The organism is Desulforegula conservatrix Mb1Pa, assembly GCF_000426225.1.
GTDB lineage: Bacteria > Desulfobacterota > Desulfobacteria > Desulfobacterales > Desulforegulaceae > Desulforegula > Desulforegula conservatrix.
The window spans coordinates 60,797-84,038 of sequence record NZ_AUEY01000007.1 but is presented as its reverse complement, the minus strand read 5'-3'; the positions used below and the strand labels follow the sequence as shown (position 1 = coordinate 84,038).

The window sequence follows — 23,242 nt, the reverse complement described above, 5'->3', positions numbered from 1 at the left end:
GGGAATCGTAGGTCGGATTAGGGTGTCCTTTACCCGTAATCCGACATTTGCCGCCGCTTCATGTCGGGTTACGAGCAAAAAGCGCTCTAACCCGACCTGCATTTTATGAATTCAATATGACATCCGCAGTGACCAAGGGTTCTCCTGTCTCAGCCGCGAGATTCATTGCCCTGATCACAAGATTGTTCACGCTTAAAGGGTTGCTGTTATTGACAAGTTTTCCGTCTCTGCGCCTCATCAGCCTCTGGTGAATGGCGTCAAAAGCATCAGGGGCAATGATGTCGACTGATTTTTTGCCCACACGGCTTAATTTGTGATTCAGGTAATCAGGGAGTTCCTTGCCAAGACCGTCAATTCTACACACTGTAATGCGCCTGATAACCTCCCTGATTTCTGCGTTCTCCACCTCATTCAGCATATTTCCCAGCTCTGGCTGGCCTATCAGGATTATGCCGATGAGCTTCTGGAATCCATCTTCAAGCTCGTATATCTGCTTCAGAGATTTAAGTGCCTTCTTGTCCAGCATCTGGGCTTCCTCGATCATCAGCACCTGACGCATTCCGCCATTTGCCCTTGCCTTGAGAAGCCTCAGAGCCTGACGTGTTTTCCATTCCAGAGATCGCTTCGGCTGCTCATCCGATATGTCCATAATTATGGCGTCTATCAGGCTGGCTGGAGTGATGCGGGATTTGTCCACGATCATCGGAAATACGATGCTTATTCCTTCTTCCCTCAGATCTCCCGCAGCAGCCTTTCTCATGCAGCTTTTACCGCTTCCGACTCCACCTATCATCGCGCAAAAACCGGCATATCTGGCCGCGTCCTTCATCATGTCCAGCAGAAACCTGTGTTCCGACGACAGGTAGATATCCCGCTTTTCATTGACGTCATTCACAAACGGATTGCGTAAAATCTGGAAATGCTTCATTGCCTGGCGTGTCAGCATATCCGTGTCCTCCCTTGGCTCTATGACTTCAGGATCAGCTGATCTCAGCCCCTGAGCCGGTTTTGTTAGTTTGAAACCTCTTGGTTTTCTGTGTCTGAATTTGCTCCGGAGTGCTTCTTCATCGGCACTGAAAACGTCTTCAATTTTAAACCCTTTATCCTTTAGCCATTCCGACATGGCCGGATTCGATTCTATTATTTCGGTAACGCCGCTTCTGATCTTGCCTGCGCTGGGTTCGGACGGCCACTCGCCAGCCCTGAGCAGATTACCCATAACCCTCCTGCCCACACCCACACGCCTGGCCAGTTCCTTCTGGATTACGCCTGCCTCACTGATTAGCCGCTTTAGCACTATCATCCACACCTCCCATAATCTCTCCGTCAGGGGTCAATAATCCTGCCTCATAAGCCTCCAGAACCCTTTCAAGTTCTGAGCTTTTGATCGTGTTTCCGTATCTGGCCCTGAGCCCGGCATTAAGATTCTTTGATATCTGCCCAAGTCCCTTAAGCCTTACAAACAGCTGCATAATAGGCTCTTCACGGTCTTCGACATTTGATTTATCAAGAATAATGGGAGTGCCTGTGCGGGGCATGTTTATTCTGTCAACCGACTCTGCCAGTCTGCCCAGAGTCCCCGATCCGGCAAAAGGAACGGCTCCTTTTTTGTGATCTTCACCAAATGCCAGATTTTCTATGATCTTCTTTTCTTTCTGCGTTATGGATTCAGGAACAGCCTTGAATGATTCGCCAATGACAGCCGCATCTTCAAAAAAGCCCGCGTCATCTCTTTTAATCGGGCTGAAACGATATTCTATCCCTTCATGAGAGATCGTCAGATCAGGCCATTCCATAGGCTTTATGATCGCCTTGACATGGCTCCTACCCGGAATGATTCCAGGAATATCCTTGATTCTGTACCAGTTGTTTTTCAGGCGTATCGTGTAGTTGCCGTTTACCTTGCAGTCTCTCTCTGGCTCACGGAAACACATCTGAACAATATCCATATCCGGCAGTTCCCTGAGCTGTTCTTTTTTAATTTTCAACCAGCAGTCAGTGCGGAACATTTTATGTCTTGTGTGGCGTTTCTTCGAGTTTACCCACACACAGAAATCAAGAGCCCACTCATTCAGGGTGTTCAGGTCATCGGCAGGGCTGAAAGCCAGTCTTGATTCGAACAGAGTCTCAATAATCTGATGTGCCCTCTCCACTGATCCCTGTCGCCTTGCCGAGTAGGGTTTTCCATCAGGAAATGTTACGCCCAACCTTTCCAGAAAGCCCTGAACCGATTTACTGACGTTAGCGGAGCCTTTATCCGCAAGGCATACAAATGAAACACCACGGAATGGCAGTCTCTGGTCTTTTTTCGGGGCCCACGCCGAACATAGAAAGTCAAACACCACTGCTGCGGATTCTCCGGCTTCAAGGTAATATTTCACCCAGATCGCATGGGAATAATGATCTACAAGAACGTATCTGGTGAGCCTGGTCTTGACTTTCAGGAAATTTTCCGGCTTGTTCTTGTAGAATTGCCGCTCATCCATGATCTCAAGCTTCTTTCCGCCCCTCAGGTAATACTGAATGCACACAGATGAATCCCACAGATGCACATGATTCGGATGGAGAGATCTCATGTCACAATGAGGATCAGGCGCATCAAGGGCGGCAGCGTTCAGCCCTCTTTCCCTGAGCAAGGCATTAAGCCTTGATACGGATATCGTCCCTGGCTCGATTATTCCGAGCATTTCCGCATCCAGGAGGGCCTGTTCAACCGGCATGATAACTCCTTTTTTCTGGCGTTTCCCCGTTTCCATGCGACCTGCTATCCATCTCAAAAAATCATCTGTGACCACGCTTTTACCTGCATCCGATCTTTTTTTTCTGCCCGGATCATACCCGTTCTTCTTGGCTATGACATGAAGCTGCTGTATAGACAGGCCGGTCAGTTTAGAGTAATCCGTCATTACCGCCTGTTTCGTGCCATATGGAGCCGATTTCAGGCGATCTACCATTTCATGCTCCCACATTTTTCACCTCAGACTCATTTCCCAGGAGGGTTCCAGACCTGTTCAGGATCTTCGGAATCGACTTCTTCAAGCACTCCGTATTCGAATACAACGGCTTCCCTCAGAGGCTTCAGCGTGTCTTTCATGTAATTCAGAAGACCGATGTAAGCGGTCTTTATTCTGTGGGTTTGCTGGTCTATGCGGAGCCTATTGGGATCAATTTCGAGCATAAAACCATCGAACTGTGTCCTCATCTTCTCAAAATCTCTAAACAGCCCCTCTTCACCAGGTTCATATCCGGCTTTTTTTGACTGGGTTTCGTATTTGGAAATGAGCTTTTCCTGCTTGCCGAGGCTTTCGTGGAGGGCCTCGATCACACGATCTTTTGATTCAAGCTCTGATTTTTTTTCTGATACGATCTTTTGTGCGCTTTCCTTCAATGCGTCTATGGCCGCTTCGATATCGTCTTTTCTGTCCGGGCTCAGAGGTATGGCCTGGCCGTCTATCACAAGCTCGTTGTCCTTAAGGGTTACGTTTGCTTCCGAAACTTCCCTGCCAAGATATCTCACCTTGTTGAGCGGCAGCCCTATCAGGCCGTACAATCTGTCCGCATAGTTGTCATAGATCGGACTGAGATCAGCCAGTATGTTATCCAGATTCCTTCTTTCCTCGCCTATGGCCTCGCAGAACTGAGCCCAGGTCATTCCGCCTTTTTTGTATTCCTTTTCCTTTTTTATTCTGTAGAGAAGACCGTATTTGATCACCTGATTGTACGCCATATCGTGCTCTATCTTCTCGAGCGTACCAATGGCCTTGGACTCGAGCCTTATGGCGTCGATGTTTCTGTGCATGTCCTCAAGCTGGGCCTTCATATCTGCCTGAGCCAAGTTGTATATTTCGTTTGCCGCTTCCGCGTCTGCCTTACCCATATATCCTCCTGCGCCTTTCCGTAGGGTGTGTGGCGTTCTTCCACGCACCGTGTTAAGCTCCTAAATGCCTCAGATCCTGATCGATACGTTCACGATCAGATTCCTTCGAAGACTTCATCCGCGCCCAGAATAGGGCTAATTTCATGCTGATTTTGTAGCGGTCACCTATACTTGTGATGTATCCGGCGTCTTCCTGGGTTGCCAAATGACAAAGAACTGTTCCAAGCGGCAGGCCTGTCATTCTGGCGACATCGGCTCCTGTTACCGGTTCCTTGCATCCTGAAAGGTATTCAAGGATATCGAGAGTTACTTTTGCCGCCTGTATGCGCCGGTACGTCTTGTTCATGCGGCCTCCTTCCTTATGTCTCCCTCTGCCTTTGTGAGAGAGAGCAACTCCACCTCAGTACCCTCTACCTTTGGGAGAGGGTAAGGGTGAGGGCAAGCCTCGTAGATCAAATGAACCCACCTCATTTTTCCCAAAGGGATAACCACTTCGTAGCTCTTCTTGGCCCAGCAGTCCGCGACCGTGCCCCTGATGATTCCGTTTTCAACCCTGGCGCACACAAGCGACATGAAATCATACCCCATCACAGATCTGCCAAACGACAGGCCAGGCCTTGAACCCTGTGGCCTTACTCCCGGATTTTTCACCAACATAACAGTCATGTAATGGATATGACCGCCTACAGCCTGCCTCATGGCTCCTTTTACCGATCGTTCAAGCCTTTCAGGCCATGCGTTTGATATTGTAAAAGTTCTCATCGCCGCCACCCCTTAAGCGATTTTTCCAGCTGTTTCAGCTCTGCTATATTCGCGTTGATCTTGCCCAAAGCCATCATTCTCACTTCTTCCTGAGTCGCTATTTGCCCTCCCATGGATTCCACAAACACGGCCGCAGGTGACAGGCTGCCTGTCACATGCTGGGCCGCATAAAGAATCACGGCAGGCATGGGATATTCGATGGGCTTTGAAAGATAATTGTACATCATGGGAACGGTCAGAGGCTTCTTGCATGTAGGCGGATCAGCGTCTGCCGCAGCATCGCTCCTGTGCAGGAGTGCATTGATGGCGTCCACAAGCTGATCGACCGACATATCAGCAGACTTATAAGCATCCTTAAGAGCCAGGATGAAACGAAACCCCAACTCCATCTCGCTTTCGGGTTCAGGTCTCTGCTTCTTATAAATGGAGTCGACCATCTCGCGGGTTGACGCTATGTGCTTTTCTGACCGTTTGGCGAATGTCATGGGCAACTGCATCTGATTTGCTGTGTTTGCTGGCTGTCTGTGTCTTCTGTTTGACATATGGCCTCCTTGAAACTTTTCCCGTTTAAGGGAAGGAGAGGGATTTCATATCTAATCCGGCTTCATTTTTTGATGAGCCGTCGTATCTAAAAAAACATTAAAACCCGATATTGCTGGTTAACCGTTGGGCTGTTAACCTGTCTCCAGGATGAAAAAATTCAAACCCGGAGGAAAATATGATCAATTCAGTCACTCTGAAATGCTCTTGTGGTAAAAGTGTTACATTCTTAAAAAGTTCTTTTGATACATGGCGAAAGGACAGATACTCATGCGGTTGCAAAAGATCAGAATATGAGTGTTACCCTGTGCAAAAGCTCATCTGGCTTACAGACCGTATAAATTATATTTTAAGATATGCTGTGTTTAGCAAGCTGTTTGAGCCGGTTCTCCTCACTACTGATTACAACCCTGTAGATCCTCGTTGGCTCTGCATAAGTGGCTTTACTTTCAGACCTATGAACACAGACAAGTTGATTCATGTTGTGTTGATCCCCCTCTCAATTCCAGAAGCTTCTGAAGCCACAATAGTGCTTGAGGATGTATCTCGGCCCTTTGAAGAGATTTCTCTCGTTTCCGTGGGCGAAGTCCGGCAAATTCCAGAGCTTGACCCAGAGTTATGGATCGCTCTGAAAACCTTGAAATACTGGAATTGGGAGTCCCTTCAGATTCGGCATATGTCCGATTTTGATGTCGCGTCGTGCAGTTTTGAAACCAACTTGGATCTAAATATCGAAATTTTATAGAAAGAAAAGGAGTTGCAGATTCGCCGCATTCCTCAATCAAAATTACATCAAGGGCGTTGCATATTCCTTGATTGTCAAAGCCGTATCTTTTCAGAGCCCTTGACAGCGAAGCCTTTGAGATATTGACGCCTTCTATCCTGAAAGGCAGCTCGATATCTTCTTGCAACGGAGTAACTTCGGGAAGGCTGCTTTCAAGCTCTTTGAAAAGGAAATCTATCTTCTTTTTTGCGTTGCCGATTTCCTCAAGGGCCTGATTAACAAGCATGATAATGCCGGGGATGGTGTCATTAACGGCCTTGATGTCATTCAGAATCTCAGCCATTTCAGCATCGCTCAGGGCTGCTTTAGTTGTTTGAGATTGATTTTTTTCTGCGTTTGCCATACGTTTCACCTTGAAAACTAAAGTTTTTTAGTGCTTTGCCGGTTCAAAAAGGTTGATGAGATCTCTTTCCCCTGGCGGGGGGATTGAGATCTCAGGCCGCAGCACGGTATGCCCCATTCCGGGAGGATTGAGACTTACGCGAATTTGGCGGAAACATATCCTCTCTGTATTTGCCGCAGGCCATTGCTATGGCTTCCTCGACTTTTCTTGATCGGGCATGGCCTGAAACGACGAGGGAAACGGCTGTTTCCGAAACATCACAGAGGAATGCTATTCGTTTGGATTTCACCTGATTCAGCACCATGAGCGACTTTCGCTGTGCTGGGGTCATCGGGCTGTTGGGGTTGTCTGTGTAATGCATTTTGGTCTCCTTATTTATTGTTGTCGTTGTAGTTGTAGGTCGGATTAGAGCGTCCTTTGCTCGTAATCCGGCGGGTTAATCTGTCTTAGGCTTTGTCGGTAGTGCCAGAGTTACCCATTTGAAAAAGATTTCGGCAATATCAGTCAGCGTGTACGCATCATGGTGCTGGGCATAAACACGGGCCGATTTCAGGCATTTAAGCCTGAGTTCCTGTTCCGGAGGAAGTCCTGACTGAGTAAGTTCTGATGATGCGGTTTCAGGTTCTGCCTTGATCTCTTTGGGGTCTTCAATGGATCTGCACTGTGAATAATAAGGACATGGGATTCTGAAGTCTTCTGAAGCCTCTTGTTCAGGTTTCTTTTCAGGGGCAAGGCAGAAGGTTTGCAGAAAATCAACCAGGGCGTCCATGGGGCCAGCTTCGGTTGTCTCTGATCCTTCGAAATCCATGGGGATGGCTATGGTCAGCACTCCGTTTTTAGGGTCTGTGATAATGACGGCTTTTTTGATTTCCGATTTTGCGGCTGATTTAGTTTCTGGCATTGTGATTTCCTTTGGTTTTTGGGGTTTTTGTAAAATTGGAAAAATTTTCCAATTCCTGTTTTTCCTGCTTGTAATAATTTCAGGCACTTATGTTTTAAGGCGTTTGGAAAAATTGGAAGACTTTTCCAATTTTGCCGAGCCTTCCGATTCCGGAAAGAGGGCAAACCGCTTTATAGGCTTGTCATCAGGTTTGGAATATTTGGACTTGTAGGGCTGAATAGAGTTTATCAGATCAAGCGTACTATTAAGGAAGAAGCGGCCCGAGGCCATGTCAGCAACCAGCTTTGCCACGGCTATCTTGTACTGAATGGCTTTAGGCTGGCGGGATTCGAACACGATGAGCTGGAGGCCGATTGGGTCGTAGACTCTGGTTTCGATTTCACGATCATACACCCCAGTTTGGGGTGTATGATCATGACCTTCAGTATCCCTCAATTTGGGGGGAACTGATTTCCAGGATGCCTGAACTACCGTCAATTTGACGGTAGTTGACCACTCTGGGTTATCTATATGAGGATTTCGTCTTATAATCTTATCGATAGCCTCTTGTGGTCTGTCATATCCCAACCATTCACCGATGGCCTTGCGGGTGAAATATGGGACGTTGTTTATATAGACAGACTCCTTCAGAGAAACGTCTAAATAGGTAAAAGGAGTGAATTTCATTATTATGCCTCTTGATTTTGTAGTTGGCTTAAAAATGTTTCTTTTTCAACTTAAATAATAAACTTAAGTTAAAACGTCAAATAAAAATCAACTTTGGTATGTAAAAAAATGAACAAACTTATTGGAAAACGACTCTCTGAAGTTAGAAAGGCAATTGGACTAACCCAAGAAAACTTTGGAAAACCAATAGGTTTGACACGCATAAACGTAACCAACCTGGAAAGCGGCAAGGTACAAATTTCTACTTTGCATGCATTGGCAATAGAGTATGTTTACAAAATTAATTCTGAATGGTTGTTAACTGGAAATGGCGAGAGTCTTTTATCTGACAACGAGAGTTGTGATTCTACAGATAGCTCGAGAGAACAAACCAAACTGCCAGCCGTATTATTTGAAGATATTCAGGGATATGAAAATGAAATTGATACAATTGTCGGAGAGGGTTCATTCTCTGAACGGTTGAGAACCCTTATAAAAGAAAGGCTGAATATCAGCCAGACTGAGTTTTGTGAAAAACTTGGGCTGACACCCGGTTATCTATCCATGATAATAAAGGGCAAACGAGGCCCATCCGCAGACCTGATATCAGGTGTTTACCTGCATTACAGAGATCATTTTCACTGGCTGATTACTGGAGAATATGAGCATGAAATTCATACAGACCACGAAGTACCATATTTCGATCCAGTAATTAATGAGCACATAGAAATTGTTAAAAAATTTAAGCACAAAGAGCACGCAAAAAAGATAAACGAGAGCTTGTTAAAAATAGATAGCATAGAAACTCTGGAAAGAATCGATGTTCTTGTAAAAGGCATGGCTCTTGGCATGAGATGCGAGGTTACTTTCGTCGAAAATAGTACCTCTTCAAACCAAAACCATTTTTCGGAGGGAAACCTCAAGAACGGGACGGAAGAGTAAACCAGCCTCAGAAGGTCTACGAGATCATCAAATTCAAGATCGATGAACAAGGGATTATAAGAGATAGCGAAAACGCCAGATCAAAGAATCCAGAAAAATTGATAGGCAGGAACGTTGCAGATTTTATAACCTGTCCAAAGATCACAAATGACTTCAGGGTAAAAGTTAAAGAGGCTCTTTATAATAACTTGATTGCTGTCCACTTCGAGGTCGTGATCAAATATGATGGCAAACGGGAAAAACGAAAATGCTGTATCAAAAAATCCACAGAAGAACCATCCACCGCACTGGTCAATTTCTATTCCTGTGAAGATCTGAACTGACGAAAGGATTTTGATTATGATTTATTTGGCATGCATTTTATTTTTTTTAGCACTAATTGCCTTGGTTATCGGGATTATTTATCCAAAAGCGATACGACAAATATCAAGATTGCGAGTCTTAAAAATATACGGTTTAGCCACATTTATTCTTTTTGTTATGATCGGAGTACTTGCTCCAAAGCAAAATAATAGTCCTGCCCAAAAACCAGCTGAAGAAAAAACGGAGGCCGTTGATTTACCCTCTGAAAAACTTCAAATTAAAGTTACTCAAGAAACTGCTGACTCAATACAAAAACCTATGCCTGACAATAAAAGTATTGCTTATTCACTAAAAGAAAAGACCAATTACAAAATTGTCAAAGACGAAGCCTTTGGAAACATAAAAAGAACCGTCGATGTCGTATTGCCGGAACGGATTGATGAGCAGATGCTAACAAGTATAGCCAAGGAGATTCACGATAAAAGAGCCAACGATTTTGAAAGGACTTTCATTTGCTACTCAATAGCCGGTGAAAAAGCGCTCTCTGCTTGGGCTACAACTCATTTTAACCCTGATTTGAAAGTCGAAATTATAGGTGCAACAAAGCAAGACCACGAAAAACTTTTAACAAAAGATAAAACTGATATGCCCGAAAATTTAATCGGGTCGTGGCTTTCTCACAATGGTTCCGAACATAAAGTGGTTGCATATAAAAAAAACGGAAAGGTATTTATCCGAAATATTTATCCTGATGGATCATCATTTGAAGAACAACACAAGCTTACAACTTATAAAGGTCTGAAAAAATTTCAAACTGAAACAGACAGAAGTATAGGAGAGTATTTCTTGATTAATGCCAAAGGAGAATTGGAGTTCTGGAGCAAAAACGGTAACTTCTATACTGCAAAACCGATTTGACAAACATTAATAATAACATCAAGGGGTTTTCTTAGAAAAACTAATAATGAAACGCAACGCCAAGGATATAAAATTACATCTGTCTTTTGATCCAGGGAATAAGTCTGTTTGCTCTTTTTGCGGCAGGGCTTACGATGAAGTAACAATGGCAGCTGGCCCCGCTTTTTATGATGACGCATCTATCTGCTTTGAATGCATAGAAGAAATTCTTTCCAATGGAGCTGAAAGAATTATAACGCCTTCTGGCAGTCGCTTCATTGACCTTCAACGAGCCAATTACCTTAGATCTATAATAGATAATCTTTCCTATTTTATTTCAACTAATCCGGCGTTATTGCCTCATATAGCAGGGTTTTTGGTTGGCTTGACCGCTAAGGCAAAAAACACTGATATAAAAAAGAAAACCGATGATCCGAATTGATAATCTACTGACTTGACATATGATATCTTTTTCAACTATTCAAAAATCAGCTTGAAATGCCTGACGCCTTCGAATGTATTAGTTTTTCAAAGCCCGCCACCACTTTAGTTGATTGAAGGACTAGAAAATGAAAAAATCAAAGGATGGATATCATGATATTTATTGTGAATGCGGAATACATATAAGATTATTTAATAATGCTGATGTGAATGATAAACATACCGTCAAGTGCCCTTAATGTGGAGTAGATCACTATTGTGACAAAATCGTACTTGTTCCTGACGCTGAATAGGGGCATCTCTCGTCAAATTTCAATTATCAAGACGCAAACCAATAAAGCTTCATATTGAAAAAAAATCCTTTTCAGTGCTAAAATTTTTCGAAGTTTAAAAAATCCCCCTTTTTGATGTTTTCAATCAAAGGAGGACTTTTTAGTCAGGGCTTACTCCATATTCGTTTAATATAATTTCAGGAGGTTTGATGAAGCTCAGCAGTGCTATCCGCAGAATGGCTAACAGTTATAATGTGACATACGAAATAGATGTATATCATGACGGTCTACTTAAGCATAAAACCATAAGAGGCACGGACTATAATGTTGTCCAGCGCAAAGCCCAAATGCAGCAGGAAGCCTGGAATTTGACTTGGGAGGAAAAAAAGCAGAGAGAAAAGGAAAAGCTAAAAAAAGACGAAGTTAGAAAAAAAACAACCCAAGATAAGGAGGCAAAGGCCGCCTACAAGGATGCTCGCATCGCTGAAGCGGAAGAAAGAACATCTGAGGCCAAGGCGAAACTTCTGGGTATCGAATCGATTCTGAGTCATACTTTGACTATAAATGACGCTATAAACTGGGATCAACTGAAAGATCGTTCAGAATTCTTAAATCCCAAGCCGATAAGACAGAAGCTTGAGTCTCCAATTTTTGAACTTTTGCCTCCTGAGCCAATGCAGGACGATCCGGCCCTAAAGCCCAAACTCGGTATTTTGAAAACTATTTTTACTTCTGGCAAAAAACTCGGACAAATGAAGGAGGACGCTTATGCCCAAGCATTCAGGTCGTGGCTTGAAGAAAAAGACAGAGTTGAGCGATTAAATGAAGTCAAAGCTGAGGAGTTCGCTATAAAAGACAGGCAGGCACAAAAAAAATATGATCTTGCATCTGAAAAATATGCCACTGAAAAACGCCAGTTTTATGACGCCCGCGATCAAACCAATGCTGCGATTGAAGCTCAGAAAGACGCCTATTTTCGATGTGAATCAGGGGCAATATCGGATTACTGCGAAATGGTTCTTTCAAATTCCGAATACCCGGAGTCTTTCCCGAAAGACTGGTTTCTTGATTATATAAATGATTCAAGGATGCTTGTGGTTGATTATACTTTACCTGCAAAAAATGATCTGCCCACACTAAAGGAAGTAAAATACCAGCAAAGCAAGGACGAAATGAAAGAAGTGCATATTTCGGCCAAAGAGCTGGATGCAACTTATGAGAATGTTCTTTATAAAATAGCCTTAAGAACCGTACACGAACTTTTTGAAGCAGATATTGTAAATGCTGTCGATGCCATAGTTTTTAACGGCTTTTCTAAACACATAGATCAGTCCACTGGCAAAGCGGTTAATCCCTGCATCATGTCCGTCCAAAGCAAAAAAGAAGATTTTATGGCTATCAATCTCGCAAATATCGACCCAAAAGCCTGTTTTAAATCTCTGAAAGGTGTCGGCAGCGCAAAGCTATCAACCCTTACCCCTATTGCACCTATAATAATGTTTGATCGCTCTGATAAAAGATTTGTTGATTCATACTCTGTTGCGGCCGCCCTTGATGACTCAGTCAATCTTGCCGAAATGGGTTGGGAAGACTTCGAGCATCTTATCAGGGAAGTTTTTGAAAGTGAATTCAGCTCCTCCGGAGGAGAAGTGAAAGTAACGAGAGCAAGTCGTGATGGTGGTGTCGATGCCGTTGCTTTTGATCCGGATCCTATAAGAGGTGGCAAAATAGTTATCCAGGCAAAAAGATATAATAATACTGTCGGAGTTTCAGCTGTTCGTGATCTTTTCGGAACTGTTATGAATGAAGGAGCCAATAAGGGAATTCTTGTAACAACATCAACTTTTGGCCCCGATGCTTATGAATTTGCCAATGGCAAGCCCATTACACTTCTTAGCGGGGCGAACCTGTTACATATGCTTGAAAAACATGGACATAGGGCAAGGATAGAATTAAATAAGGTCAGAGAGTGAAAAACAATCGGGCAGCTCAATCAAAATGACACACAAAGAGCTGCCCCCCAAGATAATTTTTTTGTTTTCAAAGTTCGTTTGAAAACGGCCCAAATGTTACCAGATGTAAATCGAATGTAAAGCAGATTGGAATCCACTTATCACAATTTCAGTGGGTTAGTTATCACACCCCCTAACAATTTCTGGATTTTGGAGAACTTTTTGTAAAAGTTCCTTAAGTCCTCTCAAAAACTTTAAGTTTTTATTATTATCAGACGCAAATGCCCTAAAGTTGTGCATTCACTGTCTCATTACCTGAAAGTTTTTGCAGAGCTTTTATCAAAAAAGCGACCCGCCGGAGGCCGCTTTTTTGATAAAAGTATTAGTTAGTTATTGGAATGATAAAACATTCCACACTTAACTGGAACACAGCCTTTATAAAAGCCATGCATATTATTTGTCATTTGATGCAAGGGGATGATTGCCGTCAAAAATCCTTGTTTTAGGGTATTTAAGATATGGTATGACAGGTGAGTTTTTACATCCGCCTGTGCCGTCATAGGTTAGTGCCACCACAGGTATCCCTGTTTTCTTCTGGATTCTGTCAGACATGGCTTCGGTTACAAGGGAAGGGCAGCAAAGTGCCGGGCTTGCCTGGACCAGAAGTGAAAGGTCAGGGTTATGCTTCACAAGGTAATGGATTTTCAGAATATTATCCATGGATTCACCTGTGTTTTCAATCAGGATTCCATACTCTCCAAGAATCTGTTTCGGGTCATCATTATATTCAGGCATCATTTCATTAAGTACGGGTTCAAAACATTTATAATAATTCCTTTCAAGCCGCTTTAGGGTTACAAGCATGGATTTAGCAGTAACTATGCTGAAATAGTGACCTTCAACAAACCATTTTCTGAAATAGGTTCCTGAAATCATTCTTGCATATTCACTGTAAGGAGTAGGTATCACTTCTCCACCGTTTTCTTCAATAAACCTAACAAGATCCTGGTTCATTACATCGTTGTCTCTGGTGTACATGTCACCGAAAATGGCGACTTTAGATCTTTTTACGCTTCTGTCAGTCTTTATGCTGTCAAGCATCGCAACTACTTCAATTATCGCCCTTTCCCTCGTAACTTCACCAAGAAAGGCTTTCTCAAGCTTTTCAGTGCATATCCCCATTATTCGGTCTGTTTCACCTTTCATGGATTCATAGGGTCTTATTCTGCATGCGGATTTTCTTAAAAGTCCGCCGAGAAGATAGGCGAAATATGTACCTATGCATGCCCTGAGACTTATATCTGCCATGGATAACTCACCAACAAACACTCCTGCCTTTTCGATACCGCCTCCCATTGTGTTAAGGACTGATTTAATGTGATGGGGGTAAAGCTTGATGTTGCAGCTTATTGTCGAATGACTCAGCCAGAGAACGGCATTTTCCGGTTTTATCCTGTTTTCAGTTATATACGATCTGAATCCTTCTGCGATTGCAGTAAGAGGGATGCACTGACCAGTGTTGTATTTGAGGCCTTCTTTGATGGTTGATTCGGATTCAGTCATCACCCTCGCATCTATTCCTTCACGTTTTAGAGTGGCAGCAAGAAGCCTGCAGAATATTGAATCCCAGTTTGGAATTATTACAGTCTTTCCCTCTATTGAATTGGAGAGTTCTGGATTTATGCCCTTCATATCAGGATTTTTCAGGCATTGCTTTGACATCTTTGGGCCCACAATTTTTCTGTCTGAAGATGACCTGTGATGATTTCTGAACGCCCTTATTGCCGCCTCAATTCTTGTTTCATAACCCACGCTTGAATCATGCTCGTCAAGCTCAAGAATCAGATACGGTTTGTCGTATCTGTCCATGATTTTTTTGAAATAATCCACTGTAAAAGAATCAGGAGTACATTTGAAAGATGTCATCAGAACAGGATAAAGATCCTCAGTTGCGGCAATCTGCTTTGCATATGCAAGTATCCTTGATGCAAATTCCCAGTGTATTTCATTAAGAAGCGGTGAAATGTCGGAGGATGATTTTTCGTTATGGTCGATAATGGCGGCAGGCAGCATATCCTGATAAAATGCATCAACGTCGAGTGACGCAAATATATCGGGTATTCCGCTGTTCATGCTGTCTGCAAGAACGGTATAAGGCCTTCCAAGGAGTATCACCTTGATGCTTTCTGTTTTCCGGTTCTTGATATCCGCAAATGAACTTTCAAGTGTTTTTGCTGTTTCGGTTTTTAAATCCATTGCTCTGTCAAAGGCTGATGAAATATCCATAAACCCTATGTTCAGTTCAGGTATGGATTTTAGCATCCTGTAAAGCTCAATTTTGGAGTGGAATCTGGAATATAGATATTTTATGAGCGGAGTCAGAATCTTTTTTTTATTGCCTTCTTTTTTCCTTTCGGCAATGGGATGAACCAGGGATGACGAAAACTGGGTATAATAGCAGTATTGTCTTCTTATGGCCTTGTCCTGCTGTTTTTCTTCAAGATATACAGGAAGAAAAACATAATCTGCCACATCAAGAAGGTGATCTACGTGTCCATGTAAAGCTGTGACAGGAGCGCAGAATTCTGCCCCTGTGAGAAGTTTGCCTTTTTTTACAGGTTCTTTCAGATTTAGGCTTGAGACTGTTTTTATTCCGATAAAAGAGAAAAACGCCTGCCACATATGAATGTCTTCATGCATGTGTAGCGCAGATGGGATACCAATCGTGATATTTGAAACAGCTTCAGTTTTTTTCTCATCGTATTTTTTTGCTATTTCCCTGTGAATCCTGTTTCTGGTTTTTATTAAGTCAAAGCCTTTTTTTTCTTTATTTACAAATGATTCTGTCTCGTAATCCCTTCCGCACAGGAAGCCGTAAGCAACTTTTTCTTTTCCAAAGTCGGCGACCGTAATCTTGCAGTGATTTGAGCAGAGCTGGCAAATCTCACCATTCAAGGATATCGGTTTCATGCATGCTTCAAGACCCTTGAAGATGGTTTTTGATGCTTTTTCATCCTTTAGAATAAGGGCTGCACCGAGTGCTCCTGTGAGATGGCAGTATTTTGATACTATTATGGGTTTTTTGAGATGCTGTTCAAAGGCAGCAACAAGTGCCTTGTTTTTTGCAGTAGCTCCCTGGAATAAAATAACCTGGCCTATCGAGCTTTCGGTTGCAACCTTCATAAGATAATTGTCGCGTACAGAATGAACTACTGAAGCAAGCACTGTGTCTTTGTCATGGCCCTGGGAGAGGAAATGATTGAGATCCCTTTCCATGAATACGGTACATCTGTCGCTTGCCATGGGAGCCATTTTACCAAGAGTTCTTTGGCTGAATTCAGTTATAGGGCATCCGAGCTTTTTAGCCTGCTCTTCGACAAAGCTTCCTGTACCTGCGGCGCACACATTATTCATTGTTGCGCCTGTTACCATTCCGTTTTTCACCTTGGTGAATTTTGCGTCCTGGCCGCCGATTTCAATTATGGTGTCTACATCAGACCTTATTTCACTGGCAGCCCTTGCATGGGCTGTTATCTCATCTGTGATTTGGTCTGCTCCTACTATGGCACCTATGAATTTTCTGCCAGAGCCTGTTGTGGAGCATCCGTTAACAGCAATATGCGCATCCGATTTTTTATATAGGTCATCCGCTGCTGCGAATATGTCCTGAACAGCCATCAGAGGCTGGCCTGCGGTTCTTGTGTAAAATCCTGCGTAGACCTGTCCTGATTCTTCATCGACAAGAACCGCTTTTGTGCTTGTGGAGCCGATATCTATGCCTATCAATACTGAATATTGCCTTCCTTTTTCAGGATGAATATAGACATCGACCTCAACCCCTCTTTTCTGTGATTCTGCACTGGAAATTTTGAAATATCTGCTGTCTATGGCTGAAAAATCTGGATATTCTGACAGCTTAAGTTCGAGTTTCGGATAGAGTGATTCTGTTTCTGAAAGGTTTGCATTGTTATTTAAAATGAATTCCCCGGCAGTCCTTGGAATGATTGGAAAAGTTTTATTTTCTTTCAGATGAAGAAAAGCAGCTCCGATTGCTCCGAATATATGTGCATACTCATGAACCTCAGGTTTTATACCTGTAAATTTGTTTATGTGTCCAACAACAGAGTTGTTTTTTGCAACTCCTCCGCACATCGCAAGCGGAGTTTCTGAAATACCGCATTTAAAAACAGTGTCGCAGATGTTTTTTGCAAGGCCAGTGCATAGTCCGTCACAAATTTCATTAAGTGAATATCCTTTTTGCTGGGCATGGATAAGGTCTGTTTTCGCAAACACAGCACACCTAGTTGCTATTTGCGGCGCATTCCCAGTGTTTTCGGCCGCTTTATTGCTGAGATCCGTAATTCCTGACAAATTCAGTCTGCCTGCCTGCTGGTCAAGAAAACTTCCTGTTCCTGCGGCGCAGGATGTATTTGCCCTGTAGCTTTTATAGTTTCCATTCTCATCATAGGAAATCAGCCCGAATTTTTCACCGCCAACGTGAAGAATATCCCTGCATTCTGGTTGAAAATGTTTTGCAGCAGCCATTATGGCAACCTGGGGATCGTATGATAAATTCCTGAATATGAAGGACGGCGCTGACGAAGTGGCAGCTACGCCATTGATTGTTGATAGATCTATTTTTTCGAGCATTTCAAGAAGTACGGACTTAATTTCTCCGTAGTGGAATCTGTAATCATGCTCAATAATTTCCCCATGATAATCTGTGACTGCAATGGATACAGATACTGAGCCTACGTCAATTCCGAGTATTTTTATACTTTTCATTAGCCGATTTCCCGTACGATTAGCTATATTTGATAATTTATGGATGTTCTGCATTTACTTTATACGTGCTGACTATTCTTGGTACGTATTTTATTTATTGATACATAAAACTATATTGGATACGTGTCAAATTGTGATGTACGTACTATTTTAGTAACAATGTTTTTTTTGCAGCTTTGCCAAATTTTCTGCCGGAAATGTCTCGGAGTGTCACTCTTTATCAATAAAGGGATTTATGGAGGCCAAAATCATTTTGAAAATATCGGGATAGTTAGAAAAGATTAGTTTGTGAGCCATTTCAAGGCGCCGAAGCCAGCGGCACGCCCCGTCGAAAAACAGGCAGTGAGGAGGTAGCCGCCGGTTGGAGCTTCCCAGTCAAGCATTTCTCCTGCGCAGAATACTCCTGGCATTGAACGTATCATCAGGTTTCTGTCAAGAGCGTCAAACGAGATTCCTCCTGCTGTGCTTATCGCTTCATCCAGTGGACTCGTGGCCACAAGTCTCAGTGGGAGGGATTTTATGGCCATTGCAAGCAGTTCTGGATTATTAAAATCATCTTTTGAAATTATTTCCCTTAACAGGCCCGCCTTTACTCCTTCGATGCCTGCGCGTTTTCTGAGATGATTTGATATCGAGGCCGATCCCCGTTGCCCTGATAATTTTTCGGCTATGTTTTGGATGCTTTTCCCAGGTGACAGATCAATATTAATAACAACAGAGCCTTCTTTTTCAATGATGTCCCGCAAATACGCTGAGATTGAGTAAATCAGGCCGCCTTCAATACCTTTTGAAGTTATGGTAATTTCACCCTGTTTTACTGAAACGCCATCTCTCAGTTTAAGCGTGACAGGTTTCAGGCTATGCCCCTGAAATTTATTTTTAAAAAATTCGCTCCATTTTGTTTCGAATCCACAATTTGAAGGTTTTAAAGGAGATACTGGGACGCCGCATTGTTCAAGCAGCTTGACCCATGATCCATCAGAGCCAAGATGCTTCCAGCTTCCTCCTCCAAGCGCCATCACAACGGCATCTGCTTTAACAGTCACTATTTCATTTTTTGTTTTAAAACTTAAGTTTCCATTGCAGTCCCACCCGCACCATGAATGCCGCAGATGAAATTTGACCCCCAGGCTGACAAGCCTCTTTAACCAGGTACGCAGCAAAGGCGCAGCCTTCATGTCAGACGGGAAAACGCGGCCAGATGAACCGACGAAGGTCTCAATACCAAGATCATGCACCCATGACCTCAGGTTTTCAGGGCCGAAAGAGTTTATAAAGGACTCTAGCTGCTGCCTTCTGTTTCCGTATCTTGACAAAAATTTTTCAATGGGTTCGGAATGGGTGAGGTTGAGCCCGCCTTTGCCGGCACGCAGAAATTTAAGTCCAGCAGAAGGCATGGCATCATACAAATCTACATTTACACCGCCGTTTATCAATATTTCGGCGGCCATAAGACCGGCCGGCCCACCTCCTATTACAACAGCTGATTTATTCAAATTGATGTCCGTTTTCATAAATCAGATGATATAATCCCTGTCATCGAATATGCCTGATTCTTCGATGGAGTTCACGCCCAATGACCCGTCAGGATTCGCTTCCTGAATTTCAATCTTGTTTTTTCCGGAATTTTTGGCCTTGTACATGAGTGAGTCTGCCGCTGAAATTGCAATGTTTATCGAAGTAGGAATGCCTCGTGCAAAAGATGCTACTCCGAAACTGAATGTTACGTCCCAGTTATTTCTTGCCATTGCCTCATCAAGAAAATTTTTCAGTTTTTTTACGGCCTGTTCGGAAGATCTGCCGCTTGTTCTTGGAAGCATCATCAAAAACTCATCTCCGCCCAGCCGTGCAGCTATGTCCATGTTTCTGAGTTTTGTTTTAAGGATTCTTCCTACGCATGCGAGCAGATCATCCCCTGTATGATGTCCGAGCGAGTCGTTTATTGTCTTGAAATTATCAATATCCATATAAACTATTGAAAATGGGTTGCCTGTTCTTCTGCTTCTTTCAATTTCCTTAAAGCCTTCAATATTAAACCCTCTTCTGTTCAGGAGATTTGTGAGTGAATCAAGTATGGAAAGATTTCTGTGAATGCTGATCATTTTTTTCATTCTGTGAAGAATTGAGACTATGAACAGAAACACGGTGAGTCTAAGAAGCTCGTTTACGAATGGGAGCCATTTTGCCGAATATGAAGAAATCATTTTTAAATCTGCAAAAAGCCATACAACGATACTCATGATGGCCATGAAAATGCCTGCATAAGTGCCTGAATACCATGTTGTGGCTACAATGGGAACAAGAAAGAAAAAGGATAATGCAAGCTCTTTACCTGACAGGAAATGGAAATATCCAATAGATAATGAAACTATGGAAGATAAACCGAATACAATAATTTTGCGGGTCAGTGCTTTTTTATTATCCAGCTCAATCATGCAACCTCCAATTCCAGAAATTGCCGCCGGATACTAAGCTTTAAAAAAGCCTTCAGATGAAAAAAATATTCCGGGCGCATTTTTTTTGCGCCCGGAAGCTTTATCAGCTGGCAATCCAAACAGCGTGACTCTTGGCCATTTGAGTAATCTTTCTCGCAACTCTGCCCATAAAAAATTCTTCTACAATTGAAATACCGCGGCGACCGATCACAATTGTTCCGTAGCCATTTTTTTCAGCTTCATTAAGAAGGCTTGCCGCACGGCTCTGGTATCCCATTATCATTTTAGTTTCCACATGGAAAGCCGGTATTCCTGCTTCTATGAATTTCTGTTTTGCGAGGTTGATTTCCGGTTCAAGTTTTTTCTCAACAGTCTGGAGTCTTGTGCTTTCTTCCTTAGGGAAATGAGCCTGGTCAAAATTGAACTGGAACAGGTCATATGAACCCTGGAGAAGATTCAAAGATCTTAAAACATGGCAGATATTTACTTTCTTATCAGAGTTCTTGATGAGACTCTTTAGAGAAGACACTGCCTTCTTTGCTCCGTGGGAACCATCAAAGCCTATAAGAAATTTTGTAGGTTCAGGAGCTTCTCCCACCATAATAAAAGTGGCATGATGAATTTTGGGAAGAAGTTTTGCCGTAATGCTTCCCATTGGAACGCCAATATTGCTGCTCATGCCAGTTCGTCCAAGAACTATTGCTGTATAGCCATTATAGGATTCTTTGAGAATATCCCTGGCAATACCAACCTGTCTGTCCTGTATCTTTACAGTTACGGAATCTTCGGGATATCCTGCCTCCAAAAAACACTTGCGGACTGCTTCCATTGTTCTGTCAAGAATTTCTTTCTGCTTGTCGTACCACATTTTGAGGGCTGGTTGTTGTGCCGTAATTTCAGGATCTTCGTCAAAGTCCCAGAAACTGTCCGGCGCTTTGGTCCTTACTGAAAAAAGTACGATTTTCGCGTTTTCAGGAGGGATAGCCTTACTTATATATCTCGCCGCGTTTATGGACTGTGTAGATCCGTCAAGAGCAATGAGTATTTTATTAGTGCTGTTAGCCATAATTGCCTCCTTATAAATAAGTGTGAAATATCTAAAACCTGAACTTAGATTTGGAATTATTCAATTTGTTGTTATTTATCTAAAAAGCATTTATCGTGCCAGGTCAGGTCTTTGTTGTTATTTGATTAATATTAATAAAATCAGCCTGTTGTGTTTTGGAGGAAAAATCGCGGAAATAGGTCTGTCAGTTTGCTTTACAGTTTGTATTCTGCAGATACTATGAGTAAAGAGGTTTATCATTGTTTTATAAGATGATGGACTCGCAAAAAGTCCGATTACCTTCATTCCGGCGCAGGCCGGAATCCAGAAGTGACTGAAATTACAAAGATGCCGGATCAAGTCCGGCATGACGTTTAAGCCATTTCTATACTTTTTGCGAGTCCATCAAGATTTAATCTGGGTCATGGGTGTATTTAAAATGAAGAAAATTGAATTGCTGTCTCCTGCAAAAAATACGGAGTGCGGAATTGCCGCAATTAATCATGGAGCTGATGCGGTATATATTGGAGCTTCAAGATTCGGAGCCAGAAAATCTGCGGGAAACAGCATGTCTGATATTGAAAAGCTTGTCACTTACGGAAACAGATTCAATGTTGATATATATCTGACCCTTAACACCATACTTATGGATTCCGAACTTAAAGAGGCTGAGGAAATGGTAAGGGAAGCATGGAACGCAGGGGTCAGCGCTATTATCGTTCAGGATATGGCTTATATGGAAATGAATCTGCCTCCAATAAGGCTTTTTGCAAGTACCCAGACTGATAACCGTTTGCATGAAAAAATTCTATCCCTTGAAAAATCAGGTTTTGACAGGGTTATCCTAGCCAGGGAACTTTCAATTGATGAAATCAGAAAAATCAGATCTGAAACCACTGTTGATCTTGAAGCCTTTGTTCATGGTGCTGCCTGTTACAGCTACAGCGGCAGATGCTATATGAGCCAGCATATTGGAGGCAGGAGCGCAAACCGGGGAGAGTGCGGCCAGCCATGCAGACTGAAATGGGATCTCAGGAACGGAGCAGGGGGATTTCTTCTAAAGGACAGGCACCTTCTTTCTTTAAAGGATATGGACAGGTCTGATTATCTTAAGGATATGATTGATGCGGGTATTACGTCATTTAAAATTGAAGGAAGGCTCAAGGATGAGGATTATGTAAAAAATATCACGGCTTTTTACAGAAGAAAGCTTGATAGCATATTTGAAGGAAATAAAGATATTGGAGCTTCATCATCAGGCAGAACTTTTTTCTTTTTTGAGCCTGATCCATACAGAACATTCAACAGAGGCCTTAATTCGTTTTTTAATAAAAATGGTGAAGAGTCAGTCTTTTCAATAAATACGCCTAAATCGCTTGGGAAGGAGATCGGAAAAGTATCAAAAGTAAGCAGGGATTTCATAGAAATAGACACAAAAGAAAAAATATCAAATAATGATGGTCTCTGTTTTGTGAATGACGAAGGCATTCTTACAGGATTCCAGGTCGATAAAAATGACAACGGCAGGATTTATCCATCCTTTAATATTTTTAAAACTGTTCAAAACGGAATGACTGTTTTCAGGAACAGGGATCACGGGTTTCTGAAAATACTTGCTTCACAAAAGACTTGTGAAAGACGAATCGGCCTTAACATAAAATTCTATGAAACACAGGATGGTTTTGCTCTGTCAGCGACAGACGAGAATGGGATTTATTCAAGTGTTCACATAGAATGTGAAAAGATACCTGCGGAAAAGCCCGAATCTGCAATAAGAAATATCGAAAATCAGCTTTCAAAATTTGGCGACTCCATTTTTTATAAAATGGGGCTTAAAATTGAATCCCGACCTTATTTTATCCAGCTTAAAATAATGAACGAGATGAGAAGGGCGCTTGTGGCTGAAATGGGAAAGGCAAGATGCTCGGCTGTCTGTCTTGTTCAGCCAAAAAGATCTATTATTGCTGATTCTTTTGTTTTTTTTGATGAAAAAGGCGTGCAGAAACTTGATTACTCAGCCAATGTTTCAAATCAAAAGGCAAGGGATTTCTACATAAGGCACGGAATCAAGGAAATTGAGCCGGCGTATGAAATTTCTGTTGATCAGCCCGATTCCTTTCTTATGTATTCCCGCCACTGCATTCTTAAAAATACGGGGCTGTGTCTTAAAAAAGCCAATAATGCTGACGGCTTTTATATCGAACACAAAAATTATAAATTCAGGATCATTCACGACTGCAAAAAATGCGAGATGTATATCAGGCGCATATGATTTCATTTTTTATTTCATACAGTTCCCAATATTTGACAAGGTAGCA

General features: G+C 42.6%; 20 protein-coding genes. 6 read left to right on the top strand and 14 right to left on the bottom strand.

Translation table 11 applies throughout. The features are described from left to right. Window positions 1–103 precede the first annotated feature (103 nt). From K245_RS0104895 to K245_RS0104850, 10 genes are all read right to left on the bottom strand, one after another. Window positions 104–1,303, bottom strand: coding sequence for an ExeA family protein (locus K245_RS0104895; protein WP_051283881.1), 1,200 nt, complete (start codon window positions 1,301–1,303; stop codon window positions 104–106). Further along, window positions 1,275–2,954, bottom strand: coding sequence for a DDE-type integrase/transposase/recombinase (locus K245_RS0104890; RefSeq protein WP_198013831.1), 1,680 nt, complete (start codon window positions 2,952–2,954; stop codon window positions 1,275–1,277). Before K245_RS0104890 ends, K245_RS0104895 begins: the two co-directional genes overlap by 29 nt. A 29-nt stretch (window positions 2,955–2,983) precedes the next feature. Then, window positions 2,984–3,877 carry a hypothetical protein gene (locus K245_RS0104885; RefSeq protein WP_027358402.1) on the bottom strand — a complete coding sequence of 298 codons (894 nt, stop codon included), beginning with the start codon at window positions 3,875–3,877 and terminating at the stop codon, window positions 2,984–2,986. 52 nt (window positions 3,878–3,929) lie between these two features. Then, window positions 3,930–4,223 carry a helix-turn-helix domain-containing protein gene (locus tag K245_RS0104880; RefSeq protein WP_027358401.1) on the bottom strand — a complete coding sequence of 98 codons (294 nt, stop codon included), beginning with the start codon at window positions 4,221–4,223 and terminating at the stop codon, window positions 3,930–3,932. Beyond that, window positions 4,220–4,639, bottom strand: coding sequence for a hypothetical protein (locus K245_RS0104875; RefSeq protein WP_027358400.1), 420 nt, complete (start codon window positions 4,637–4,639; stop codon window positions 4,220–4,222). Before K245_RS0104875 ends, K245_RS0104880 begins: the two co-directional genes overlap by 4 nt. Then, window positions 4,636–5,181: a hypothetical protein gene (locus K245_RS0104870; protein ID WP_027358399.1), complete on the bottom strand. Its 546-nt coding sequence runs from the start codon at window positions 5,179–5,181 to the stop codon at window positions 4,636–4,638. Before K245_RS0104870 ends, K245_RS0104875 begins: the two co-directional genes overlap by 4 nt. Before the next feature lie 453 nt (window positions 5,182–5,634). Continuing rightward, the gene (locus tag K245_RS0104865) at window positions 5,635–6,306 is read right to left on the bottom strand and encodes a hypothetical protein (RefSeq protein ID WP_027358398.1); all 672 of its coding nucleotides are present in this window, start codon (window positions 6,304–6,306) and stop codon (window positions 5,635–5,637) included. Window positions 6,307–6,397: 91 nt separating this feature from the next. Further along, on the bottom strand, window positions 6,398–6,667 hold the full coding sequence (locus K245_RS0104860) for a hypothetical protein (protein ID WP_027358397.1): 270 nt from the start codon (window positions 6,665–6,667) through the stop codon (window positions 6,398–6,400). A 75-nt stretch (window positions 6,668–6,742) separates the two neighbouring features. Continuing rightward, window positions 6,743–7,207, bottom strand: a complete 465-nt coding sequence (locus K245_RS0104855) for a hypothetical protein (RefSeq protein ID WP_027358396.1) — start codon at window positions 7,205–7,207, stop codon at window positions 6,743–6,745. 87 nt (window positions 7,208–7,294) lie between these two features. Continuing rightward, complete coding sequence (locus K245_RS0104850) at window positions 7,295–7,873, bottom strand: BRO-N domain-containing protein (RefSeq protein ID WP_027358395.1); 579 nt, start codon at window positions 7,871–7,873, stop codon at window positions 7,295–7,297. Window positions 7,874–7,981: 108 nt separating this feature from the next. Between K245_RS0104850 and K245_RS26340 the strand changes: the two genes are divergently transcribed. From K245_RS26340 to K245_RS0104820, 5 genes are all read left to right on the top strand, one after another. Further along, on the top strand, window positions 7,982–8,794 hold the full coding sequence (locus tag K245_RS26340; RefSeq protein WP_051283880.1) for a helix-turn-helix transcriptional regulator: 813 nt from the start codon (window positions 7,982–7,984) through the stop codon (window positions 8,792–8,794). A gap of 98 nt (window positions 8,795–8,892) precedes the next feature. Next, complete coding sequence (locus K245_RS0104840) at window positions 8,893–9,117, top strand: hypothetical protein (RefSeq protein ID WP_027358394.1); 225 nt, start codon at window positions 8,893–8,895, stop codon at window positions 9,115–9,117. Window positions 9,118–9,133: 16 nt separating this feature from the next. Continuing rightward, window positions 9,134–10,015: a hypothetical protein gene (locus K245_RS0104835; protein ID WP_027358393.1), complete on the top strand. Its 882-nt coding sequence runs from the start codon at window positions 9,134–9,136 to the stop codon at window positions 10,013–10,015. Window positions 10,016–10,061: 46 nt separating this feature from the next. Continuing rightward, window positions 10,062–10,436, top strand: a complete 375-nt coding sequence (locus K245_RS0104830; protein WP_027358392.1) for a ClpX C4-type zinc finger protein — start codon at window positions 10,062–10,064, stop codon at window positions 10,434–10,436. Window positions 10,437–10,916: 480 nt separating this feature from the next. Continuing rightward, window positions 10,917–12,680 carry a restriction endonuclease gene (locus K245_RS0104820; RefSeq protein ID WP_035276490.1) on the top strand — a complete coding sequence of 588 codons (1,764 nt, stop codon included), beginning with the start codon at window positions 10,917–10,919 and terminating at the stop codon, window positions 12,678–12,680. A gap of 432 nt (window positions 12,681–13,112) precedes the next feature. Here the strand turns inward: K245_RS0104820 and K245_RS23110 are convergent, their stop codons facing one another. From K245_RS23110 to K245_RS0104790, 4 genes are all read right to left on the bottom strand, one after another. Beyond that, a complete protein-coding gene (locus tag K245_RS23110) occupies window positions 13,113–17,444 on the bottom strand; it encodes an acyl-CoA dehydratase activase (protein WP_051283879.1) in 4,332 nt (1,443 codons plus the stop codon). Between the two features lie 281 nt (window positions 17,445–17,725). Beyond that, window positions 17,726–18,940: a TIGR03862 family flavoprotein gene (locus K245_RS0104805; RefSeq protein ID WP_198013830.1), complete on the bottom strand. Its 1,215-nt coding sequence runs from the start codon at window positions 18,938–18,940 to the stop codon at window positions 17,726–17,728. Window positions 18,941–18,961: 21 nt separating this feature from the next. Next, a complete protein-coding gene (locus K245_RS26335) occupies window positions 18,962–19,879 on the bottom strand; it encodes a GGDEF domain-containing protein (RefSeq protein ID WP_051283878.1) in 918 nt (305 codons plus the stop codon). Between the two features lie 103 nt (window positions 19,880–19,982). Continuing rightward, on the bottom strand, window positions 19,983–20,945 hold the full coding sequence (locus K245_RS0104790) for a universal stress protein (RefSeq protein WP_027358389.1): 963 nt from the start codon (window positions 20,943–20,945) through the stop codon (window positions 19,983–19,985). Window positions 20,946–21,363: 418 nt separating this feature from the next. Here K245_RS0104790 and K245_RS0104785 point away from each other — a divergent pair, with 418 nt between their 5' ends. Continuing rightward, window positions 21,364–23,196, top strand: coding sequence for a peptidase U32 family protein (locus K245_RS0104785; protein ID WP_027358388.1), 1,833 nt, complete (start codon window positions 21,364–21,366; stop codon window positions 23,194–23,196). Window positions 23,197–23,242: the final 46 nt, after the last annotated feature.

Bases quoted from the DNA above. Each gene is read 5' to 3' on its own strand.
- K245_RS26335 (WP_051283878.1), bottom strand. From the start codon at position 19,879: ATGATTGAGCTGGATAATAAAAAAGCACTGACCCGCAAAATTATTGTA.
- K245_RS0104885 (WP_027358402.1), bottom strand. From the start codon at position 3,877: ATGGGTAAGGCAGACGCGGAAGCGGCAAACGAAATATACAACTTGGCT.
- K245_RS0104865 (WP_027358398.1), bottom strand. From the start codon at position 6,306: ATGGCAAACGCAGAAAAAAATCAATCTCAAACAACTAAAGCAGCCCTG.
- K245_RS0104895 (WP_051283881.1), bottom strand. From the start codon at position 1,303: ATGATAGTGCTAAAGCGGCTAATCAGTGAGGCAGGCGTAATCCAGAAG.
- K245_RS0104855 (WP_027358396.1), bottom strand. From the start codon at position 7,207: ATGCCAGAAACTAAATCAGCCGCAAAATCGGAAATCAAAAAAGCCGTC.
- K245_RS0104785 (WP_027358388.1), top strand. From the start codon at position 21,364: ATGAAGAAAATTGAATTGCTGTCTCCTGCAAAAAATACGGAGTGCGGA.
- K245_RS0104860 (WP_027358397.1), bottom strand. From the start codon at position 6,667: ATGCATTACACAGACAACCCCAACAGCCCGATGACCCCAGCACAGCGA.
- K245_RS0104870 (WP_027358399.1), bottom strand. From the start codon at position 5,181: ATGTCAAACAGAAGACACAGACAGCCAGCAAACACAGCAAATCAGATG.
- K245_RS26340 (WP_051283880.1), top strand. From the start codon at position 7,982: ATGAACAAACTTATTGGAAAACGACTCTCTGAAGTTAGAAAGGCAATT.
- K245_RS0104880 (WP_027358401.1), bottom strand. From the start codon at position 4,223: ATGAACAAGACGTACCGGCGCATACAGGCGGCAAAAGTAACTCTCGAT.
- K245_RS0104790 (WP_027358389.1), bottom strand. From the start codon at position 20,945: ATGGCTAACAGCACTAATAAAATACTCATTGCTCTTGACGGATCTACA.
- K245_RS0104850 (WP_027358395.1), bottom strand. From the start codon at position 7,873: ATGAAATTCACTCCTTTTACCTATTTAGACGTTTCTCTGAAGGAGTCT.
- K245_RS0104875 (WP_027358400.1), bottom strand. From the start codon at position 4,639: ATGAGAACTTTTACAATATCAAACGCATGGCCTGAAAGGCTTGAACGA.
- K245_RS23110 (WP_051283879.1), bottom strand. From the start codon at position 17,444: ATGAAAAGTATAAAAATACTCGGAATTGACGTAGGCTCAGTATCTGTA.
- K245_RS0104830 (WP_027358392.1), top strand. From the start codon at position 10,062: ATGAAACGCAACGCCAAGGATATAAAATTACATCTGTCTTTTGATCCA.
- K245_RS0104890 (WP_198013831.1), bottom strand. From the start codon at position 2,954: ATGGTAGATCGCCTGAAATCGGCTCCATATGGCACGAAACAGGCGGTA.
- K245_RS0104835 (WP_027358393.1), top strand. From the start codon at position 9,134: ATGATTTATTTGGCATGCATTTTATTTTTTTTAGCACTAATTGCCTTG.
- K245_RS0104820 (WP_035276490.1), top strand. From the start codon at position 10,917: ATGAAGCTCAGCAGTGCTATCCGCAGAATGGCTAACAGTTATAATGTG.